The following is a 22,039-nucleotide window of genomic DNA, read 5'->3' as shown; positions in this document are numbered from 1 at the left end:
GTTGAGGAATTGAGAGTTAGTACTTTAGTGGCTTATTGCATCACATTTTGTACTTAACAGCAATACTTTAGCTGTATTTGGTTAACTTACAACTATAGCCGCCATGTGATAAAATCATAAGGAGTAACAACATGAAAAATCAAGATGCACTCGATCAGTTGCTGCATCAGCTGCAGGAGTTCAAGCAGAAATTCTACCTCAACATGCTTTTGCGGGGTAGCATCTTCGCTGTTGGGCTCCTGTTGTCTATATATATAGTATATAGCCTGCTGGAGTATATGTTTTACTTTCCGCAACTGGTGCGGGGGTTTCTGCTCTTTTCTTTTGTAGCCCTTGTCATTTATGTGTTTGTGCGATGGATCGCGCTGCCCATGTCGGCACTGGCCAGGCTGAAGAAAATACTAACCGACGAGCAGGCTGCGCAGCAGGTAGGCTCTCACTATCCCGAAATAAAGGATAAACTGCTCAATGCCATTCAGCTGCAAAACCTGGACCGCACCAACGAGCTGATAGCGGCCAGCATCGCACAGCGTACCGGTCAGTTAGGCTCCTTCCGCTTTAAAGACGCCGTCACGTACCGTGAAAACAGGCCTCTGCTGAAGTATGTGGCTTTACCTGCCCTTATTGCTTTACTCATCGCCTTTCTGTATCCTACCATTTTTGTGCAGGGCACAGAACGCATCATCAACTACAAGAGACACTATGAGCCGCTGGCACCTTTCAAATTTGTGGTGCAGAACGAGCAGTTACAGACCTTTAGGGGAGAGGACTTTGAACTAAAGGTGGATGTGGAAGGGAAAGCTGTACCAAGTGAAGTGTTCATCAATTACAATGGCCGCCGCCAAAAACTCAATGCCAAACCGGACGGCACCTATACCTACACCTTTAAGCAGTTGCAGAAGCCGGTGGAGTTTCAACTGGAAGGCTCCGGATTCATGTCTAATGATTACACCTTAGAGTTGCTCTCCCGGCCAAACCTGAAAGACTTTAAGATGCTGGTGCAGTACCCGACCTATCTGAAGCGGAAACCAGACGAAGTACAGAACACAGGCAATGCCAACATTCCGGAAGGCAGCACCATTACATGGAACTTTGCTGCCACCGAAACAGACAACATCAGTTTAGCCTTTGAAGAACCTGCAGAAACCCTCACTGCCGGCAAAGACGGAAACAGCTTTAGCACCAGCAAGCAGTTCAACCAAAGCCAGAACTACAGCATCAAGCTCAGGAACAAGCACAGCAGCAACAAAGAGCAAATCAATTACCAGATCACCACCATTCCGGACCGCAACCCGCAGATTAGCATTGAGCAGTTCCAGGACACGGCGCTCTATACCTACACCATTCTTGGGGGTGATGTGTCGGATGATTACGGCCTGACGCGCATTGCATTATTCTACCGCGTCAACAGCGACAAGAACCCACAGGCACAATACAAGAGCCAGGCCCTGCCTCTCAGTACGCAACAGCTTAGCCAGACCTACTACCACCAGTGGAACACCGCTGCCCTTAACCTGCAGCCTGGCGACAAGCTGGAGTACTTTGTACAGGTATGGGACAACGACGGCATCCATGGTCCTAAAAGCGCTCGCACCCGCACGTTTGAGCTGATGGTGCCGGACAAGCGCGAGCTCCAGAAAGAACTGGACAACAACTCGCAGTCGGTGGCCAGCCAGATGAGCAAGACCCTGAATAAGGCAACCCAGCTGCAAAAAGAACTCGCTAAGTCAGAAGAAAAGATGAAGACAAAGCGCGACCTGAACTGGCAGGATAAAAAGCAGCTGGAGGACCTGATGGAGAAGAAGAAACAGCTGGAGCAGGACATTTCCTCCATGAAAGAGCTGTTCGATGAACTTAACAAAAAACAGCAGATGCTGAATGAACCAGACAAGCAGCTGGCGGAGAAAGCGCAGGAACTGCAGAAGCTCATGAACGACCTACTGGACCCGGAAACAAAGAAGCTATACGAAGAACTGGAGAAGCTGCTGCAACAGCAGCAGCCAAACGACACAGAACTGCAGAAGCTCCTCAGCAAGATGGATAACAAAGAGCGTAACCTGGAGCGCGAGTTGGAGCGGGCATTAGAGCTATTCAAGCAGTTACAGTTCGAGCAGAAGCTCGACAACGTAAAAAATAAGCTGGAGGAGATGGCAAAAGAGCAGCAGCAGTTAGCCGATAAAACAGAGCAGAAGCAGGAAGAGAATGAGAAGCTGCAGGAAGAGCAGAAAGAACTCCAGGAAGAGTTTGAGGATGTGAAAGAGCAGATGAAAGACCTGAAAGAGCTGAACGATAAGATGGAGCACCCGAACCAGATGAACGAAGAGCAGCAGAAGCAGGACCAGGAAAGCATTGAGCAGGACATGCAGCAAGGGCAGGAGCAGCTACAGAAGCAGCAGAACAAAAAAGCCAGTGAGTCGCAGAAGAAGGCAGGGGAGAAGATGGAGCAGATGGCCAAGCAGATGGAGCAGATGAGCAACAGCATGAGCATGGAAGGCATGGAGCAGAACCTCGACAACCTCCGCGACATCCTCGAGAACCTGATAAAACTCTCCTTCGACCAGGAGGATTTGATGAAGCAGTTCCGTGGCGTTAACCAGTCTGACCCGCGCTTTATTACACTTTCGCAGCAGCAGCTCAGCCTCCGAGATAATGCACAGGTTATAGAGGACAGCCTGTATGCCTTAGCTAAGAAAGTGTTCCAGATTGAGTCGTTCGTAACACGCGAGGTAACGGCCATGAACGAGAGCATGGACAACAGCATGCAGGAGCTGCGCGACCGCAACGTAGGCAAGGCCAACGTGCAGCAGCAGCTGGCCATGACAAGCATGAACAACCTGGCACTGATGCTGAATGATGCCATGAAGCAAATGCAGCAGGCCATGCAGCAGATGGGTAGTATGGCGGGCAAGCAAAAGGGAAATAAGCCCAAGCCCGGAGATTTCGGAGAAATGCAGCAACAATTGAACAAAAAAATCGAGGATTTGAAAAAAGGAGGCAAATCCGGTAAGGCACTTTCTGAAGAATTAGCTAAATTGGCTGCTGAGCAGGAGGCTCTCCGAAACGCGCTGAAAGAGTTAGAGAAGCAAGGCCTTAAACCTGGTGAAAAGGGCCAAAACGGCGAATTAGGAAATATAAGTAAGATGATGGAACAAAGCGAGACTGATCTCGTTAATAAACGTCTGACTGAACAAACCATCATGCGTCAGCGGGAAATACTGACTAGATTGCTGGAAGCGGAGAAGTCGGCGAAGGAGCGGGAATTGGACAATAAACGCGAGGCAAAGACGGCTCAGGAAATTGCCCGAAAGGTGCCACCGTCATTCGAGAAGTATTTCAAAGCAAAAGAAAAGCAGACAGAACTGCTTAAGACTATACCTCCTGCACTTTCACCGTACTATAAGCAGAAGGTAAACGAGTATTTTCAAAGCATTAGTAAATAAACGCACCCATTTTACACTTAACGATTAATATGAATCAGGTTAAAATTCAGATTCCTTCCCTAATCGAGAACATCAGAGTAATTGAAAGCTTTATTGACAACTCAAGAGATGAATTTGAGTTTGAAGATGACATCTATGGCAACATTATGGTTGCTGTTACAGAATCTGTAAATAACGCTATTCGTCACGGGAATAAATTTGACAAAGAAAAAAACGTATACCTTACCCTGCAGGTAGAAGATAATAAGCTGTTTTTTGAAGTGGAGGATGAAGGCCCGGGCTTCGATTATGAGAACCTGCCTGACCCTACAGCACCAGAAAACCTTGAGAGCCCAGGAGGCCGTGGCATCTTTCTGATGCGCAACCTCTGCGACGAAGTAAACTTTGCCGATAACGGCAAAAAGGTACAGCTGATTTTTAATGTGATACCAGAGAATGGAACTTCCAATTGAGTTTTTTAGCGAGGACATTGACTTTGAGCTAAACAACCCAGACCAGGTTTCAGAATGGATAGCAACCGTAATAGCACAACACGAACAAGAGTTAAGTAACCTCACCTACGTTTTCTGCTCAGATGATTACCTCCACCAAATGAATGTGGAGTACCTTGATCACGATACCCTCACAGACATCATCACCTTCAATAATGCCGACGAAGAGGGCATCATTGAAGGTGATATTTTTATAAGCGTAGACAGAGTCCGCGACAATTCAGAAACCCTGGGTACTTCTTTTGAAGATGAACTTCACCGGGTCATCATTCATGGTGCACTTCATTTGCTTGGCTTCAGAGATAAGTCCAAAGAGGAAGAGAGACTTATGCGCAAACAAGAAGATTCTTCCTTATCTTTGCGTAATTTTTAATCGCAAAAGGAATTAGCAACCCCCCGCAGATGTTTCACGTGAAACATCTCTAAAATTCAGAATACATGTTTCCAGAATACGATATCATAGTTGTTGGAGCCGGTCATGCAGGTTGTGAAGCCGCATCTGCTGCAGCTAAAATGGGTTCAAAGGTGCTGCTGGCAACTATGAACATGAATACAATTGCCCAAATGTCCTGCAACCCTGCTATGGGTGGTGTAGCCAAAGGGCAGATAGTTCGTGAAGTAGATGCACTGGGTGGCATGAGCGGTATTATTACCGATCAGACTATGATCCAGTTCCGCATGCTGAACAAGTCAAAAGGGCCAGCCATGTGGAGTCCACGGGCACAAAGTGACCGCATGCGTTTTGCAGAAGCATGGCGCCTGTCTCTTGAGCAAACAGAGAACATCGACTTCTGGCAGGAGATGATTACAGGCATTGAAGTAGAGAATGGTAGAGTTGCCGGCGTACGCACAAGCCTGGGGATAACTATACGTGGAAAGGCTGTTGTATTAACGAACGGCACATTTTTGAATGGTATTATCCACATAGGTGAGAAGCAACTAGGAGGGGGACGTGCTGCTGAGAAATCTGCCAAAGGTATAACGGAGCAGCTCGTAGAACTGGGCTTCGAAGCAGGTCGCATGAAGACTGGTACACCTCCGCGTGTGGATGGCCGCTCACTTGACTACAGCCGAATGGAAGAACAGTTCGGAGACGAGAAGCCATCGAAGTTTTCCTATACTGCTACAGAGCCATTAGCACAACAGCGAAGCTGCTACATCACATATACAAACTCAGAGGTACACGAGATACTAAAGACAGGCTTTGAAAAGTCACCTATGTTCCAGGGCCGCATCCAAGGATTAGGACCACGTTATTGTCCCTCTATAGAAGACAAGATAAACCGCTTCGCTGACCGCGACCGTCACCAGATATTTGTGGAGCCGGAGGGTTGGAGCACGGTGGAAGTATATGTAAATGGATTCTCCAGTTCGTTACCAGAAGACGTACAGCTAAAGGCGCTGCGTAAAATAATGGGATTTGAGAACGCCAAGATGTTCCGACCGGGCTACGCCATCGAGTATGACTTCTTCCCGCCAACGCAGCTCAACCTGACACTCGAAACAAAGCTGGTAGAGAACCTGTACTTTGCAGGCCAGATTAACGGAACCACTGGTTACGAGGAAGCAGCTTGCCAGGGATTGATGGCCGGTATAAACGCACACAACAAGATCAATGAGAAAGCGCCATTTGTGCTGAAGCGGTCTGAAGCTTATATCGGTGTGCTCATTGATGACCTGGTAAACAAAGGCACCAATGAGCCTTACCGCATGTTCACTTCCCGCGCCGAGCACCGCATTCTGCTGCGCCAGGACAACGCTGATATACGCCTGACAAAGCTGGGTTATGACTTAGGCCTGGCAGACGAGTCGCGCAAAAAGGCTGTGGATAAGAAAATAGAGGAAACAGGCGAAATCATAGCATATTTAAATAATAAGCCGATTGAGCCTGGAGAAATCAACATTGTGCTGGAAGGTCTGGGTTCTGCTCCTATAACAGAAAAGCAACGAGCCGGCCAGCTCATCAAGCGCCCGAATATTGAAATTGAACACATAGCAGCGGCTGTTCCATCGGTGGCAGAGTACCTGAGCAAGTTCAGGGAAGATAGCGTGGAGCAGGCAGGCATTCAGGTGAAGTACGAGAGCTACATAGAGAAAGAATACAGCATGGCTGCCAGAATGAGCGAGCTGGAAAACTACATTATCAAAGAAAGAATAGATTACCGCAACATACCTGCCTTGTCGGCTGAGGCAAAAGAAAAACTGCTGAAAGTAAACCCGGAGACAATCGGGCAAGCCTCCAGAATAAGTGGCGTTACGCCAGCTGACATTTCAGTACTAATGGTATACCTGGGTAAATAAATGAGCTACGAAAGACTGGAACAATGCCCCATTTGTGGCAAGGATGAGTTTAAAAATTTTTTAGTTGTAACGGATAACGCTGTATCAAAAGAGAGCTTTGTAATAGTGGAGTGTGAGAACTGTTCTTTCAAATTCACAAACCCAAGACCTGATCTGCAAAGCATAGGACAGTACTACGAATCAGAGGAATACATTTCTCACAGCAACACCAAAAGTGGAATTATCAACAGAGCATACCATGTAGTGCGCTCCATTACCACTAAGCAGAAAGTAGAGCTTATTAACAGGCATACACCTGCAAAAGGCACCATCCTGGACTATGGCTGCGGGACCGGCGTTTTTCTCAGCGCCTGCAAAAAAGACGGTTGGGAAGTAAGAGGAGTAGAGCCGAATGATAAAGCAAGGGAGGCTGCATCAACGGAAACAGGCGAGCTGATAGCGAAAAGCCTGCAGGAAATACAAGGCGAGAAGTTCGAGGTGATTACACTATGGCACGTGCTGGAGCATATTCATACCCTCAATGAAACTGTGAGTCAACTGCTGGAAAGCCTGCAGGAAGACGGTACGTTGATTATAGCCGTACCGAATGCTGACTCACATGATGCGAAAGAATACAAGGCGGATTGGGCAGCCTACGATGTGCCGCGCCACCTGTACCACTTCACCCAGCCAACCATGAAGCGCTTCCTGAAAAAACATAAAATGGTGCTGGAAGAAGTGCTGCCGATGAAGTTTGACGCCTATTATGTGAGCATGCTCAGCGAAAAGCACAAGGACGGTAAAACTAAAATGATCAGCAGCGTACTGAACGGCTATAAGTCAAACAGCTATGCCGAGAAGAACGGAAACGATTACTCAAGTTTAATTTTTGTTGCGAAAAGAAAATAAAAACGCCTTAAAGAGCGTGTGATATTCAGGATAGGCAAGCGAGAGTTTGCCTATTTTGATTTGAGTCAAAACAACCTGATGAAGTTAAGAACAGCAATTGTAGTAACAGGTATTGTAGGAGGTCTTGCTTCCTGCGCAACCATGAGCGTCCCGGAGGGCGGACCAAAAGATGTCGCGCCGCCAGTATTAGTAGAAAGTAATCCGAAAGACCAGCAACTGAATGTTAATACAAAGACAATAAATTTAGAATTCAACGAAGAGGTACAGCAGAAGAACCTGACAAAAGAGCTGTTGATTACACCGAATATCAACAATAAGTACCAGGTCAAAAGCAATAAAAATGTATTGACGCTGGAGTTTGAAAAACCACTGCAGGACAGCACCACATTCACCTTCAACTTCAGGGAGGGCATTGTGGATATAACAGAGCAAAATAAGGCTCAGAACCTCAAAATAGCGTTCAGCACAGGGACCTTTATTGACTCCAGCAGCGTGAGCGGCAAAGTTGTTAACCTAATGAAGCAGACGCCGGAGAAGGGTGCAGTGGTAGCCTTGTACCAGGCAGAGGACACGCTGAGCATTAGAAAGAACAGGCCATACTACCTGACTACAGCAGATGATGCCGGCAATTTTGAGATCGAGAATATAAAAGAAGGTAACTACCGCATGTATGCGCTAGTAGATAAGAACAACAATACCTTTTACGATACAGAAGAAGAGAGAATAGCCTATCTGCCAGAGATAATCAGGATACTGCCCGGCACAGATTCTATTTACCTGCAGACTGTTCGAATAGATACCAAGAAGCCAATTCTACTCCAGCGGGAAAAATATACTGATCGTTTCATAGGAAACTACAACGAGGGTATCCAACGCTTCACAGCCAAGCCTCTGGCAGTTAACACAGACAGCCTGGTACATAGAATTGGCAGCGACGGGAAAGCAGTGGAGGTGTTTAAAACCCCTGGCTTTGAAGGTGGCCAAGCGCTGTTCACTGTTGTTGATTCTTCGGGCAATACTGCTATAGACACTGTTCAAATTGCGTTCGAAGGCAAAAGGGCACAGCGTATAAAGGGAGCACAATTGAAAGTTATCAACGGAAAGCCCAAGAACAGTTTCAGGGTAGGCCAGCCGGTAATGCTGGAACTCGAAACTCCAGCACGCATCGCCGGCGATACTCCTGTTACCCTTATGTCAGATACAACTGTTTTACAACAGTTGAAACCGGAGCAAATAACTTTTGATAAGACGAATACAGAAATCAGCTTTAATTTGCCGGAAGTCAATAACCGGATAAAGCAGGTATCAGTGGTGTTGGATAGTACTGCTATCGTACCTCTTATAGGTGAGCCCATGAGGTTTCAACCGGTGAGTATTGCTGTCGCTGAAGCCCGTGGTACAGGAACGTTAAGTGGTACAGCCAAAACAGACTATACGTCTTTCACCATTCAGTTGCTTAACAGTGACTATAAAATAGTGGAGGAAGTAAAGAACAGTAAGAACTTTCGCTTTCAAAATATTGAGCCAGGCTCCTACCGCCTACGGGTATTAGTAGATGAAAACAACAACGGGGTTTGGGAAAAGGGAGATCCGAACTTCGAAAAAGCGCCGGAAAAAGTTTACCTATTACCGGAAGTACTGGATATCCGGGCTAACTGGGAAAGAAATGAACCAGACTTTTTAGTGTTCTGATACTTTGCAGTACTATAAGAAGGGGAGGCCAAAGAGCCTCCCTTTTTTGTTAAAAACCTAATCAAAAGAAACAGCAAATACTAGGTCTGAATCAAAAGAGGTCACTTTCTGATGTATCTTTCCACAGCAATTGTAGCCAGGTTAAATATATCGATAGCATTAACAGTACCTCAAGAATTAAAGAAAAGAAGTAAAACCGGCTCATAGGACGGAGTCAAAGGAAAGCCGACAACAGATTCAGAACAGCTGGAAATCTTATGCATTTCTTTGCTGAACATCATGTGGGACCAACTTTAGATTTATATTTCAGCCACATCAGAGCAGGAAATAATTGACTGAGTTATACTGCCATCTTGGTTCCAATATTTGAGGTAGAGACGCTGTTAATAAATCAACTGAACTCCAAGGCTTGCTTCTAAATTTTTTACCACTGCACTCTTCATTTCGACCTTATCCAACAGCCCGGCATCCTAAGATGATCCACAACTAAAATTCTGATCAACAGACGCTGGCCAGGTATATGTTAGGTATATGCTGCCAAAGGAATCCTTGGTTTGTATTCGTTTATCTGTGCTGTTTCTGCCTTTGCAACTATACTGTTTTTTGTATAGCTGGTGCTGTGCGTGCTTCATTAAAATATTTTTTAATGTTTTAACCCTTCTGTACTTTTAGACTAAAACGGCTAAACTCTACTGCCCCGCCTTTCCTCTTGTATCGCGTCAGTTTAACATTCAATTCAGCTTAGTTTAATTAGAGGTTTCTGCAGACCATAGCCAGTTGCTCAAACTGGTAGCGCAACTGAGTTCTATAACAGCATCTAGATTGCATCTGCCTTACCCCTCCTTCATTCTGCTGTACTCCCTCCTCAGGATCTCAAAATGATAGTATGCCAGGCGCTGCTTGCAGCGCAGCGCTATACCTGCAGGCAAAGCAGACGCAGCAATTATTCATAACTTTAGAACAATAGTTTTAGGTACCCTTACCTCTCGCTGCAGTTTCGAATAATACGCCAGAATTCGGGAGTCAGCACTTGTTGATGCTGGCGTCCTCGTCACATCTTCTTTGCTCTGCACCGCTCTTCCTTCTGCACCAGCTGCAACTGCTTAATTTCCTTTCTCACATCTTTCATATAATACAACAAGTAAATTTTATCTATACAGCAACTGATAGATAAACGGTAAAATGTAAACCGGCAAAACCAATAAACAGCACGTAAAGAGTAAGAAGCCAGTGTAGCCAAGCAAATAATTTACACCTGTATAAATTGGTACACCTGTATAGCACTTAGATGGAAACAGGCCAATCAGGCGTTTCTTCAGGAGAAAAAACAGAAATAGAACCATATTAGAGTAATCCACAGCAGGGGTGGTATGAGGTGTGGAAAAGCGTGGGTAAACTAAGGGACAACTTACACACCTCGCCATGCAAGGGTAAATACACAGGTGTGTAAGGGGTGAAATGTGGAATGTAGTGTACAAGTAACTGTGTAAAAAGCCGCTTTCCACGAATTTGTTTAGCGTGTAAAAAGAAATACACATAAAAGAGGAAAAAGTGGATAAGCGGCTCAATCTCCTGAAACAGAAATATATAAAATCCACAAGTCTTAAGTGGAGGTGGTGATAAGAGCAGACAAAGTAAACAAGTTATAAGCAGTAAACAGAAATGAGTAAAGTTGTCAACTTATGAACACCCCTGATAATGAAAGAAAGATATTTAAGATAAAACATTTTATAAAAGTTATTAGGTGTTGAGAGATGTGGAAGGTTGAAAAAAAAGCTTGTGTAAGGGTAGGAAAAACTTACATTAAAACTATACAGAAGAAAAAACGATATATTAAGAACCATAAAGCAAAAGACAAAACAAGAAAACATGCTACTCAATATAGATCTGACACTGCCCTTTAGGGAGCCAGTTTTGATATTCACTCTGGTGCTCCTGATAATTCTGGTGGTACCCATCGTTCTGAATAAGTTTCGGATACCAGGCATTGTAGGGCTTATTGTGGCAGGGGTAGTGCTGGGGCCAAACGGATTGAATATTCTGGCTAGAGATGCAAGTATCGTGTTGTTCGGTACAGTAGGATTGCTATACATCATGTTTCAGGCAGGGCTGGAGATAGACATGATAGACTTTAAAAGGTATAAGGTGAGGAGCCTTGTATTTGGATCCCTGACATTCTTAATACCTATACTTGTAGGAACAGCAACTTTCTTATACATACATGGCTACGAAGTAAAGCCAGCCATACTGCTGGCAAGTATGTTTGCCCCTCATACGCTGTTGGCATACCCAATCGTGAGCAGGCTCGGGCTGAGCAAAAATGAAGCAGTAACACTCACCATCGGGGGAACACTAATAACAGATACAGCAGTTCTTTTTGTATTGGCCATCATCATCAACTCAACACAAGGAGATACAGGAGTATGGTTCTGGGTATTTATGGTTGTGGAGATGATCATCTTCGTGGCCGTAGTACTATGGATTTTTCCAAAGATTGCGAAGTGGATGTTTAAGCAGTTGGAGAGTGAGAAAGGAGCACAATATATTTTCGTGCTGACGGTGGTATTCGCTGCAGCTTTCTTATCAGAGGTGGCAGGTATGGAAGCCATTATTGGAGCTTTCCTTGCAGGTCTTGCGTTAAATCCCCTCATACCACATACATCTGCCCTGATGAACAGGATAGAGTTTGTAGGAAACAACATATTCATCCCCTTTTTCCTTATCAGCACCGGTATGCTGGTGGACCTGACAGTGTTGTTTACTGACACAAATGCCATGCTGATAGCAGGAACCATCGTTGTACTGGCACCGCTTACAAAGTATGCTGCGGCTTTTTTTACTCAAAAGATTTTCAAGTTCAGCATACTGCAGCGTAACCTGATCTTCGGGTTGAGTAGTGCGCATGCTGCAGCAACTCTGGCTGTAGTACTGGCAGGTTTTGAAATAGGCCTTCTAGGAGAAAGTGCCTTAAACGGAGCCGTAGTTCTCATCCTGGTATCAAGTATTGTGAGCTCCTTCTCTACTGAAAAAGTTGGTAGGAAACTGGCCATCCTGGAAAGCAGAAGAAAGCCGGATATCAGTGTGAAGCAAGACAGGATACTGGTACCAATCGGAAACCCTGAAACTATAGAGAGGCTGATTGACCTGTCAGTGATACTAAAGAACCCGGACCAGAAAGGGCCCATCTATCCGCTGGCTGTGGTGATAGACAACGAGCACGCCGAGGAAGAAATCTTTAAGAAAAACAAGATGCTGCAGGAGGCTATAACGCATGCCTCAGCCACAGACAGCGATGTGCAACTGGTGTCAAAAATAGATGTTAATGTATCGAGCGGTATATTACGCGCCATTAAAGAGCTGATGATTACGGAAGTAGTGCTGGGTTGGAATGCCAAAATCACAACCCGCGACCGTATCTTCGGAACGGTGCTGGATAGCCTGCTCGATAATACAGACGAAATGATCCTGGTGTGCAAGATCATTCAGCCACTGAACACAACAGGACGCATTGTTGTAATTGTGCCAACTAACGCAGAACTGGAAAGAGGCTTTATGCGTTGGGTCAGGAGCGTGAAACTTCTGTCGACACAGTTAGGTGCTCCAATTGTATTTAGAGGCCGTAAGCGTACGCTTAACAAGCTAAAAAGCGTCATTGCAGATACCAAGCCAACTGTGGAAGCAGACTACGTGCCATATGCAAGTCTGAATGAAATCTCCACGATGAAGGCAGAGCTGCTGAAAGACGATATGGTCGTAGTTATCTCAGCCAGGAAAAGGACAGTATCCTACAACAGCGCCATGGATTACGTGCCGCGCATCCTGTCCAGAAACTACAAGGATAATAGCTTTATCGTCATATATCCGGAGCAGTACCCGGTGTACCAGACTGTACCTATCAAACCCACTGCCTATGCCGGCAAAAACGAAGAAGAAGAATTTTAACTACCAACTTGATTTTGCAAATACAGACTTCCGGCAGCGGCCGGATCTGTACCGCATCGGGAAGGGAGAACAGGGAGTGCTGTTAGTGGAGCCATACAAGTCAGAGATCCTGCCGCACTGGCGCTTCAAGACACCGGACATAGCACAGGAATCCTCTGAAAAGATATACAGGATGTTTGAGGCGTATCTGCAGCAGAATGATTTTGTTGGAGCCGACATGGCCCGTAAGTTTCTGCAGATGGGCTACACACGCAGCAGGCGCTATGCCAACCATAAGTCAGGCAAGAAGTACGACGGACCTGTTCCGGAGGACAAGAAGGGGCAGAGCGGGGCACACGGAAGAGAACAGCTGCCAAATGAGTTAGATCCGGTGAAGGCAGCATCAGCGGCAATTTTCAAAGAGAAATGGGACCTGGCGAAGCAAAATGAAAAGTATCAGCAAATGAGCCAGCGCTTTAGAACAGCCTTTGAAGAGCCGGCACAGGAAAATTCTGTAAAAAAAGATGAACCTTTAAAAAAGTAATTCGTGTATCTTTGCACATATAAACCTTAAATTGAACATGATCAACAAAGACATCAGGTTAGGCAAAGGGCTTGGCAAGATCAAGTTTGGCCTGACAATGGAAGAAGTAGAAGAGCTGATTGGTGAGCCAGAAGAAGTAGAAGAGTCTGATAAGGAAGATGAGTTTGAGCATCAGGCCTGGAATTACTGGGAAGAAGGCTACTCCTTGTACTTCGACAAAGAAGACGATTACCGCTTAAGCTGCATTGAGACGGCAAACCGCGAGGTGCAGATCTGGGGCGAACGCGTTTTCGAGATGAGCAAAGACCAGGTTCTGCGGCTTTTCGCTGATAACGATATCACCGGACCCGAAGAAGAAGAGGCAGAGACAGGCGAAACACGCGTTTCGTTTGAGAAAGAAATGATAGACCTGTATTTTGACGAGGACCAATTGATCGCTGTTAACTTTGGGGTATTCATCAACGATAACCTGGAGGTAATCTGGCCAGAAAAATAATATAGAGAAACATAATTTTTAAGCCCCGGCAGCACAACCTGCCGGGGCTTTTCTATGAGCAACTCTTCCCTCTAAAGCAGAATAACAAATAGCTACAGGAGGTGTTGCAGGTGGGCAACAGAACAAAAGAGTCTTGCTGAAAGCTGTATGAGCTACATTTTATGTGTTAAAGAGCACAGGGAGAGAAAGTATGCGAACAGGATTGCTGCCACTGGCATACTGCAGCAGATGGAATCTCTTGTCTGATGCTCTAGATCAATAAAAACGACATAGAACCTGCTAAAGCTGACTTTTCACAAAGATGAGAGGCCAAAAGAAAAGGTCTGGCGTAAACCAGACCTTTTCTTTTGCTTATAAAAATACAGGCTTATTTGAAGAAGAAATCCACGAGTTCCTGCTGAATAACAGGGTTGATAGCAACAGCCAGGATAATAGAAATAACAAGTCCGATAGTGACTGACAGAATATCCTTACCAATCAGGTTAAAGGTCTTGCCAAATTTTGTACTACTGTCATGGTTACGCAGGCGCATACCCAATTCACGACCAGCCAGCAGACCCACAAACACCCATGTTGTACTCATCGGGATGTTATTGATCTCTTTAAAGTAGTAGAGTATAACAGCATAAACAAGGTCAATAATGGTGGCGCTGCGCACATCACGCACATCAGACTTCTCATTGATAATATTCTGAATCTTTTCCCCGCGCTTAAAGAACATAAAGCCCAGGCCCAGGAAGATGAATCCGGCGAAGGCCGCAAACTCCCAGACACCCAGCTGGCGGGGAAGGTAAACAGCTACGTTGGCCAAATCCTGTGCTAACCAGGTATGCCACAGGAAACCACTGATTATCCATTGCGCAATCACCCAGGAACCATGCGCCTCGCCTTTCACCATTTTTTTTATGATGTTGGTGAGTGCAATGTAAATAATGAAGGCAACGACAAAAGCCGCCACATACCCCATCAAGCTCTTGCTAACCATACTGATGATGGCACCAGAGCTTACAGTAAACACGCTTAACAGCATAAAAGTGGTGGACACAGGTATGCGGAAGCGCGTGAGGAGCAACAATACAATTGGGGCGGCCAGCTGCAGGTAAACAAAGCTGTCGATGCTCTGATCGAAACCTTTGGAGGAGAGGCGCTGGTACGTTACATCACCATCAAAAACATACCAGCTGTAGAAAACGGTACCTAAAAAGATGGAACCCATGAAAAGCCACTGCCAGTACCATTTCTTGTCCTCATTAGATACAATGAAAGTTCCGATGGTCTGGATACTGTCGTTGGCGATGGCAGAGTAGCCGGCAAAGGCAAAGCCCACCCACATGGCAATAGAGGCGTACGGATAAACTAAACCCGCCAGGATGAGCGAAAAAGCAATAAAATAAAGGAAATTCTTCTCCTTGCGGATGTAGATGTCGAGTTGACTATACCGCCTTCTAAATTTGTATGGCTTAATAGGAGCGACATGCTTTTTTCCTTTTTTTGTCTTAACCATTTTAAAAATGCTTGGTGAGAATTGTAAAAAGCTGCAAGTTACTTCAAAATGAAGAGAGCGCAGGAAGGCCAATGTTAAGAAATTGTTAACACAAAGTTTCATTACGTAACCGTTGCTCCAAAGGCAGAAAATATAAAGTCGGAGGAGTATTAAAATATATTCAGATAAAGCATCATCACGAAAAAGTGTAAAGCATCTGTGGCATAATCAAAAGTGAAAAGGCTATCTTTGCGCCATGGCAACACAAGAGAAAAATCCTGTAGAAAACGCACAGTTAAAAGATATTATCTCGCACGCGAAAGAGTATGGCTTTATATTTCCGTCGAGTGAGATTTACGATGGCCTGCAAGCCGTGTACGACTACGGCCAGATGGGCGTGGAGCTGAAGAACAACATCAAGAACCTGTGGTGGAAATGCATGACGCAGCTGAACCAGAACGTAGTTGGTCTGGATGCCGCCATTTTCATGCACCCGCTCACCTGGAAAGCCTCCGGCCACGTGGACAGCTTCAACGACCCGATGATCGATAACAAAGATTCGAAGAAGCGTTACCGCGCTGATGTGCTGATAGAAGAGAAAGCAGCTGAGTACGAAAACGCCGGTGATCCGGAAAGAGGCAAAGCGCTGACAGCCGAAATGGGCAAACTATTGGAGGCAGAAGACCTGGACGCCGTACGTGAGCTGATTATACGTGAAGACATAAAGTGCCCTGTATCCGGCACTACTAACTGGACGGAAGTACGGCAGTTTAACCTGATGTTCTCGACGCAGGTTGGTTCTGTAGCAGAAGAGTCCAGCACAATTTACCTGCGGCCGGAAACTGCGCAGGGTATTTTCGTGAACTTCCTGAATGTGCAGAAGACAGGCCGCATGAAGGTGCCTTTTGGTATTGCGCAAATCGGTAAGGCCTTCCGAAACGAAATAGTGGCACGCCAGTTCATCTTCCGTATGCGCGAATTTGAGCAGATGGAGATGCAGTTCTTTGTGCGTCCTGGAACGGAGATGGAATGGTACGAGCAATGGAAAGAAACACGCAAGAAGTGGCACGAGGCCATGGGTATACCTATTGAGAACCTGCGCTACCACGAACACGACAAGCTGGCCCATTATGCCAACGCTGCCGTAGATATTGAGTTCAAGTTCCCATTTGGGTTTAAGGAAATTGAGGGTATCCACTCCCGCACCGACTTTGACCTGACGCAGCACCAGGAACTGAGCCGCAAGAAAATGCAGTACTTCGATAACGACCTGAATGAGGAAGGCAAGCCGTACGGCAATTATGTGCCCTACGTTATTGAAACGTCTGCCGGCGCAGACCGTCTATTCCTGATGACGTTGTGCAATGCCTACCAGGAAGAGGAAATCACAGAAGGCGACAGCACCAAGTCCCGCACCTTCCTGAAACTGCACCCGGCACTGGCCCCGGTTAAGGCTGCTATCCTGCCGCTCACCAAAAAAGACGGTCTTCCTGAGAAAGCAACAGAAGTGTTTGATGCGTTAAAATATGACTTCAACATGATTTACGAAGAGCGCGACAGCATCGGTAAGCGTTATACCCGCCAGGACCTGATCGGTACACCATTCTGTATTGCCATTGACCACCAGACGCTGGAGGACGATACCGTAACTGTTCGCGACCGCGACAGCCGTGAGCAGGTGCGTATGCCCATCAGCGAACTAAGGAACTACATAGATAAAGCCGTCAACTTCAAGAGCATTTTAGAGAAATTAGCGTAAGCATCTATTTATCTTTTTCAGATTGAATACTGTTCCATGGAGAGGCAGTGTGGCAAACCCACGCTGCCTCTTTCACTTTCTGGTTGTGGAAAAGCAGCGATTTAGGTTGAGACGCATTCATTCTTTTATAGGATGTAAAATCTTAAGTATCTTACTTCTACAATTGTTTAGGAGCGGGTTAAAGTCAGGTATATACACAGCAACAGCCTACCTGTTGTTCAGCTATAGCAGCTGTCTCCGATGTTCTTCAAACTTAATGTCTGATTAACTTTAACTGGTATGCAATCCTGTATTGAATGCCTATCATAAACCTATCGGCACAAAGCATATTTGTAAAATATGTGTCCTTAATTGCATAAGTTATGTTAAGTATAACTCAGCAATAAATGGTTTCTTTCTTCAATTCGGAAAGCAGCAAAACTACTAGCCTCCAGAATTCACCTAATGCAACACGAAAGCAGTTTGCAAGAAACAGGAGGCGTTGTTCCCTTTAGGTAGGCGGTTGAAAATTGCTTGTTATCTTATTGCGAGCATACAGGTAGAAGGAGTAGTAGGCTTTTTATTTCATCAGAATACCTTTTCAGAGATGGCAACTCAACAGCCCCGGAAAGAGCAGCTTTGTGTAAGGTTTATGGTCTGTAAACTGGAGGCATAGATGTGGAAATGTAGACGCTGAAGTATACAATAGAAGGTGTGGATAAATGTGAAGTAATCTGATATACAGCATTGTGTAATGTGTACAACTGAAAGTTATACACATTTTAGTATAACGAAGTGATGCAATTCTACTAAAGCAAAAGAGACATTCACAAACTAACAGCATCAGTAGGAGCCAGTGTCTGTAGTATAAGATAGAACTAAACACGAAAGCTATGAGCAACTCAAAATCAGATAAAGACAGTAACAGTTTGAAAGAAAATAATCCCTGTTGGGATGGTTATGAACCAGTAGGGATGAAGGAGAAGGATGGAAAGGAAGTACCGAACTGCGTACCGAAGGATGATACCAGTAAGTCCTCTTCTTCAAAGAAGAAAAGCTAAAATAGACCTAAAATGATTTGAATTTTAGCCTCAGCCCAGCTGGGGCTATTTTTTCCCCAAATGAGCTTTTTATAATTAGCTGAAGGGATTGGTGTAATACGTGTGTCGTGATATGAACACATAAGTCCTGCATCTGCCCATCTAAGTACAATACAGCCTTACCTCCACGTTTGGTGATTGTTAACCATAGAAATGAGCAAAATTACCTACCTTTGCGAATTGTAGCTAACCGTGTGGAATAAGATTGCTATCCAGAATGTTTAGCATAGAAGAATATGCTAAAGAGTTGGTGGCTTTAGCGTGAGCCACGCTAAAGCAGGCAGTTTAGAAGAGGCAGGTATGAAGCTGAAATAAACTAATGTTATCCCGTTCTTCGAATGCTTGATTTTCGCCTTCTCTAAGTCTGAAGGCACAAAGGCCTTAGGAGTACTGATGCCGGTAAGTTTATTTATTGTGTTTTTACAAACCTGATTATCTTGCCTACATTGCTCATGAGTTTCGACAACGCAAGTATAAGCGGGATCCTTACGCCTTAATCGGGCAGATTAATAAGGCAGTTTTGAACAAGGCGACGAGCTGGACTTGGCTCAACTAAGATTGAAATTAGAAGAAGAACCAGAAAATGGTAAAGTACAACGAGTATAAACAACTGAACTACGCGAAAGTAGGCGAAGATGTACTGGCGTTCTGGAAGCAGAACAACATCTTTGAGAAGTCAGTAGCGACCCGCGAAGGCAACGAGAACTTCGTATTTTATGAAGGACCGCCTTCTGCTAACGGTAAGCCGGGTATTCACCACGTAATGGCCCGTGCAGTAAAAGATATCTTCTGCCGTTACAAAACCCTAAAAGGTTTCCAGGTAAACCGCAAAGGCGGCTGGGATACGCACGGCCTGCCAATTGAGTTGCAGGTAGAGAAAGAACTGAGCATCACGAAAGAAGATATCGGTAAAACCATTTCGGTAGAAGAGTACAACCAGCGCTGCCGCGAAACGGTAATGCGTTTCAAGCACCAGTGGGACGACTTAACTGAGAAGATGGGCTACTGGGTAGATTTGAACAACCCGTACATCACCTTCGAGAACGAATACATCGAATCTTGCTGGGCCCTGCTGAAGCGCCTCTACGACAAAGGCTACTTATATAAGGGATACACCATCCAGCCTTACTCTCCGGGAGCAGGTACTGGTCTGAGCTCACACGAGCTGAACCAGCCGGGTTGCTACCAGATGGTGAAGGACACCACTATCGTGGCGCAGTTCGAGGTGAAAGAAATCACCCGCAACATGTTCCTGTTCGAAAGCGAGGAGGAGAAAGTATACTTCCTTGCCTGGACGACAACCCCCTGGACGCTTCCGGCCAACACGGCGTTGGCTGTAGGTAAAGGCATCAAGTATGTGAAGGTCAAATCCTTTAACCCCTATACCTTTGAGCCAATTTCTGTTATACTGGGGAAAGACCTTATCGGCCGTTACTTCAACCCAAAAGCTGCTGACCTGGCACTGGAGGATTACAAGCCGGGCGACAAGCTGATTCCTTACAAAGTAGTAGAGGAGTATAAAGGCAGCGATTTAGCAGGTGTGGAATACCACCAGCTGATGCCTTACGTGCAGCCTGACAAGCCTGCCTTCCGGGTAGTCGTAGGTGACTTCGTCACGACAGAGGATGGTACTGGTATCGTGCACATCTCGCCAACCTTTGGTGCGGACGACTTTAAAGTGGCGATGCAGAACGACATCCCGCCGCTGATGGTCTCCGACGAAAACGGAAAGCCCATGCCGCTGGTAGACAAGCAGGGCCGCTTTGTGAAAGAAGTAACCGACTTTGCCGGCATGTACGTGAAGAACTACACCGGTGAAGATGAAACCGGAGCAGACTATAAGCCGACGGATGTAAAAATAGCCATCAAACTCAAGGAAGAAAACAAAGCCTTCAAAGTAGAGAAGTACGAGCACACCTACCCACACTGTTGGCGTACGGATAAGCCGGTGCTTTACTACCCGCTGGATTCCTGGTTCATTAAAACTACAGCCGTTAAAGACAGGCTGATTGAGCTGAACAAGACCATCAACTGGAAACCGGAGTCAACTGGTACAGGCCGTTTCGGTAACTGGCTCGAGAACCTCGTGGACTGGAACCTGTCGCGCTCCCGCTACTGGGGAACGCCGCTGCCTATCTGGAGAACAGAAGACGGTGAAGAGGAAATCTGCATCGGTTCTATCGCGCAGCTGAGCGAGGAAATAGGCAAAGCGGTGGAAAAAGGCTTTATGGATGCTTCTGTAGAGATAAACGACCTGCACCGCCCTTACGTGGATAACATCGTTTTGGTGAGCAAGTCTGGTAAGCCAATGTACAGAGAGACAGACCTTATCGACGTATGGTTTGACTCTGGCGCGATGCCTTATGCACAGTGGCACTACCCCATCGAGAACAAGGAAACGTTTGAGCAGAACTTCCCGGCAGACTACATCGCCGAAGGTGTGGACCAGACACGCGGCTGGTTCTTTACGCTACACGCGCTGGCCGTGATGCTGGAAGACAGCGTGGCCTACAAAAACGTTATTGCGAACGGCCTGGTGCTCGACAAGAACGGTAACAAGATGAGCAAGCGCCTTGGCAACGCCATCGACCCGTTTGAGATGATAGGCACCTATGGTCCGGATGCTGTGCGCTGGTACATGATTGCGAATGCGCCGCCTTGGGACAACCTGAAGTTCAACCCAGAGGGTGTGGTGGAAACGCAGCGTCGTTTCTTCGGTACGCTGCAGAACACGTACTCCTTCTTCGCCCTGTACGCCAACCTCGACAACTTTACTTATGCCGAGGGCGACGTGCCGCTGGAGAGAAGAACCGAAAGCGACCGCTGGATTGTCTCTAAGCTGAATACGCTGGTGCAGGAAGTAGATGGTTACCTCGCTGACTACGACCCTACCAAAGCTGCCCGTGCCATTCAGGACTTCGTGATAGATGACCTGAGCAACTGGTACGTGCGCCTGAACCGCAAGCGTTTTTGGAAAGGCGAGTACAACGAAGATAAGATGGCGGCTTACCAGACGTTGTATACCTGTCTGGAAACCATCGCGAAGCTAATTTCACCGATTGCGCCATTCTACGCAGAGCAGCTGTTCCGCGACCTGAACAGCGTGAGCGGCAGAAACGAGGTGGAGTCTGTGCATTTGGCTGATTTCCCTGTGGTGGCAGAAGGTGCTATTGACAAAGACCTGGAGGAGCGTATGCAACTGGCACAAACTGTCTCATCTTTGGTGCACTCGCTGCGCAAGAAAGAGATGATCAAAGTACGCCAGCCGCTGCAGCGCATCCTGATACCGGTACTGAACGAGCACACGAAGCAGCAGATTCAGGCGGTGGAAGACCTTATCATGAGTGAAGTGAACGTGAAGGCGGTGGAATACATCGACGACACGTCCGGCATTCTGGTGAAGAAGATAAAGCCTAACTTCAAAAAGCTGGGCCAGGTTTTCGGGCCGAAGATGAAGTTGGTAGCTGCTGCCGTTCAGCAGATGGATCAGGCCGATATCGCTACTTTAGAGCGCGAAGGCGGCTTTGAGCTCATGCTGAATGATGACGAAACCGCTGTACTGACACCGGACGATGTAGAAATCACTTCAGAGGATATACCGGGTTGGCTGGTGGCCAACGAAGGCAAACTGACCGTGGCCCTGGATATTACTTTGACAGAGGAACTGAAGCAGGAGGGTATTGCCCGTGACCTGGTGAACCGTATCCAGAACCTGCGCAAGGACAGTAACCTGGAGGTGCAGGACAAAATCCAAATCACGATGCAGCGTGCAGAGCCGGAGGTTAACGCCGCCGTAGCCAACTACAGCGACTATATCTGTGCAGAAACGCAGGCCCTGAAGCTGGATATAGTAGACGGATTGGAAGATATGACACTTTTAGATATCGACGATTACAAAGTGTACATCCAGATACAAACAGTAGAGAACACAGTCTTCTAAACCAG

13 protein-coding genes are annotated in these 22,039 nt (G+C 46.2%); 12 read left to right on the top strand and 1 reads right to left on the bottom strand.

Annotated elements, in window-relative coordinates; all coding sequences use genetic code 11:
• Window positions 1–131: 131 nt before the first annotated feature.
• The 9 genes from ACFS7Z_RS05755 (at window position 132) to ACFS7Z_RS05715 (ending at window position 13,773) form a co-directional block, all read left to right on the top strand.
• Entirely contained in the window at window positions 132–3,440 is a 3,309-nt protein-coding gene (locus ACFS7Z_RS05755; RefSeq protein ID WP_377482242.1) for a DUF4175 family protein, read from the top strand.
• A 29-nt stretch (window positions 3,441–3,469) separates the two neighbouring features.
• Window positions 3,470–3,892: an ATP-binding protein gene (locus ACFS7Z_RS05750; protein ID WP_377482239.1), complete on the top strand. Its 423-nt coding sequence runs from the start codon at window positions 3,470–3,472 to the stop codon at window positions 3,890–3,892.
• A complete protein-coding gene (gene ybeY, locus ACFS7Z_RS05745; protein WP_377482236.1) occupies window positions 3,876–4,304 on the top strand; it encodes an rRNA maturation RNase YbeY in 429 nt (142 codons plus the stop codon). The genes ACFS7Z_RS05750 and ybeY overlap by 17 nt, the downstream gene beginning before the upstream one ends.
• 65 nt (window positions 4,305–4,369) lie before the next feature.
• Window positions 4,370–6,232, top strand: coding sequence for a tRNA uridine-5-carboxymethylaminomethyl(34) synthesis enzyme MnmG (gene mnmG / locus ACFS7Z_RS05740; protein WP_377482232.1), 1,863 nt, complete (start codon window positions 4,370–4,372; stop codon window positions 6,230–6,232).
• Window positions 6,233–7,120, top strand: a complete 888-nt coding sequence (locus ACFS7Z_RS05735; protein WP_377482229.1) for a class I SAM-dependent methyltransferase — start codon at window positions 6,233–6,235, stop codon at window positions 7,118–7,120. It begins immediately after the preceding gene.
• A gap of 18 nt (window positions 7,121–7,138) precedes the next feature.
• Complete coding sequence (locus ACFS7Z_RS05730; protein ID WP_377482225.1) at window positions 7,139–8,812, top strand: Ig-like domain-containing domain; 1,674 nt, start codon at window positions 7,139–7,141, stop codon at window positions 8,810–8,812.
• Between the two features lie 1,869 nt (window positions 8,813–10,681).
• A complete protein-coding gene (locus ACFS7Z_RS05725; protein ID WP_377482222.1) occupies window positions 10,682–12,754 on the top strand; it encodes a cation:proton antiporter in 2,073 nt (690 codons plus the stop codon).
• Window positions 12,723–13,277, top strand: coding sequence for a DUF4385 domain-containing protein (locus ACFS7Z_RS05720; protein ID WP_377482219.1), 555 nt, complete (start codon window positions 12,723–12,725; stop codon window positions 13,275–13,277). Before ACFS7Z_RS05725 ends, ACFS7Z_RS05720 begins: the two co-directional genes overlap by 32 nt.
• 37 nt (window positions 13,278–13,314) lie before the next feature.
• On the top strand, window positions 13,315–13,773 hold the full coding sequence (locus ACFS7Z_RS05715; RefSeq protein ID WP_377482216.1) for a hypothetical protein: 459 nt from the start codon (window positions 13,315–13,317) through the stop codon (window positions 13,771–13,773).
• Window positions 13,774–14,140: 367 nt separating this feature from the next.
• On the opposite strand, the gene ACFS7Z_RS05710 is transcribed toward ACFS7Z_RS05715, so the two are convergent.
• Window positions 14,141–15,277: a hypothetical protein gene (locus tag ACFS7Z_RS05710; RefSeq protein WP_377482212.1), complete on the bottom strand. Its 1,137-nt coding sequence runs from the start codon at window positions 15,275–15,277 to the stop codon at window positions 14,141–14,143.
• Window positions 15,278–15,512: 235 nt separating this feature from the next.
• On the opposite strand from ACFS7Z_RS05710, the gene ACFS7Z_RS05705 reads away from it, so the two are divergent.
• The 3 genes from ACFS7Z_RS05705 to ileS all read left to right on the top strand — a co-directional run bounded on the left by ACFS7Z_RS05705 (window position 15,513) and on the right by ileS (window position 22,034).
• Window positions 15,513–17,015: a glycine--tRNA ligase gene (locus tag ACFS7Z_RS05705; RefSeq protein ID WP_377482210.1), complete on the top strand. Its 1,503-nt coding sequence runs from the start codon at window positions 15,513–15,515 to the stop codon at window positions 17,013–17,015.
• An 872-nt stretch (window positions 17,016–17,887) separates the two neighbouring features.
• Window positions 17,888–18,055 (top strand): hypothetical protein, encoded by a 168-nt coding sequence (locus ACFS7Z_RS05700; RefSeq protein ID WP_377482208.1) that lies wholly within the window; start codon window positions 17,888–17,890, stop codon window positions 18,053–18,055.
• A 622-nt stretch (window positions 18,056–18,677) separates the two neighbouring features.
• Complete coding sequence (ileS, locus tag ACFS7Z_RS05695; RefSeq protein ID WP_377482204.1) at window positions 18,678–22,034, top strand: isoleucine--tRNA ligase; 3,357 nt, start codon at window positions 18,678–18,680, stop codon at window positions 22,032–22,034.
• Window positions 22,035–22,039: the final 5 nt, after the last annotated feature.

Source organism: Pontibacter toksunensis (assembly GCF_042686245.1).
GTDB lineage: Bacteria > Bacteroidota > Bacteroidia > Cytophagales > Hymenobacteraceae > Pontibacter > Pontibacter toksunensis.
This window is presented reverse-complemented; position numbering and strand designations above follow the sequence as displayed.

Coding starts and splice junctions, on each gene's coding strand:
- ybeY (WP_377482236.1), top strand. CDS start 3,876: ATGGAACTTCCAATTGAGTTTTTTAGCGAGGACATTGACTTTGAGCTA.
- ACFS7Z_RS05705 (WP_377482210.1), top strand. CDS start 15,513: ATGGCAACACAAGAGAAAAATCCTGTAGAAAACGCACAGTTAAAAGAT.
- ACFS7Z_RS05720 (WP_377482219.1), top strand. CDS start 12,723: ATGCCGGCAAAAACGAAGAAGAAGAATTTTAACTACCAACTTGATTTT.
- mnmG (WP_377482232.1), top strand. CDS start 4,370: ATGTTTCCAGAATACGATATCATAGTTGTTGGAGCCGGTCATGCAGGT.
- ACFS7Z_RS05725 (WP_377482222.1), top strand. CDS start 10,682: ATGCTACTCAATATAGATCTGACACTGCCCTTTAGGGAGCCAGTTTTG.
- ACFS7Z_RS05715 (WP_377482216.1), top strand. CDS start 13,315: ATGATCAACAAAGACATCAGGTTAGGCAAAGGGCTTGGCAAGATCAAG.
- ACFS7Z_RS05700 (WP_377482208.1), top strand. CDS start 17,888: ATGAGCAACTCAAAATCAGATAAAGACAGTAACAGTTTGAAAGAAAAT.
- ACFS7Z_RS05710 (WP_377482212.1), bottom strand. CDS start 15,277: ATGGTTAAGACAAAAAAAGGAAAAAAGCATGTCGCTCCTATTAAGCCA.
- ACFS7Z_RS05735 (WP_377482229.1), top strand. CDS start 6,233: ATGAGCTACGAAAGACTGGAACAATGCCCCATTTGTGGCAAGGATGAG.
- ileS (WP_377482204.1), top strand. CDS start 18,678: ATGGTAAAGTACAACGAGTATAAACAACTGAACTACGCGAAAGTAGGC.
- ACFS7Z_RS05750 (WP_377482239.1), top strand. CDS start 3,470: ATGAATCAGGTTAAAATTCAGATTCCTTCCCTAATCGAGAACATCAGA.
- ACFS7Z_RS05755 (WP_377482242.1), top strand. CDS start 132: ATGAAAAATCAAGATGCACTCGATCAGTTGCTGCATCAGCTGCAGGAG.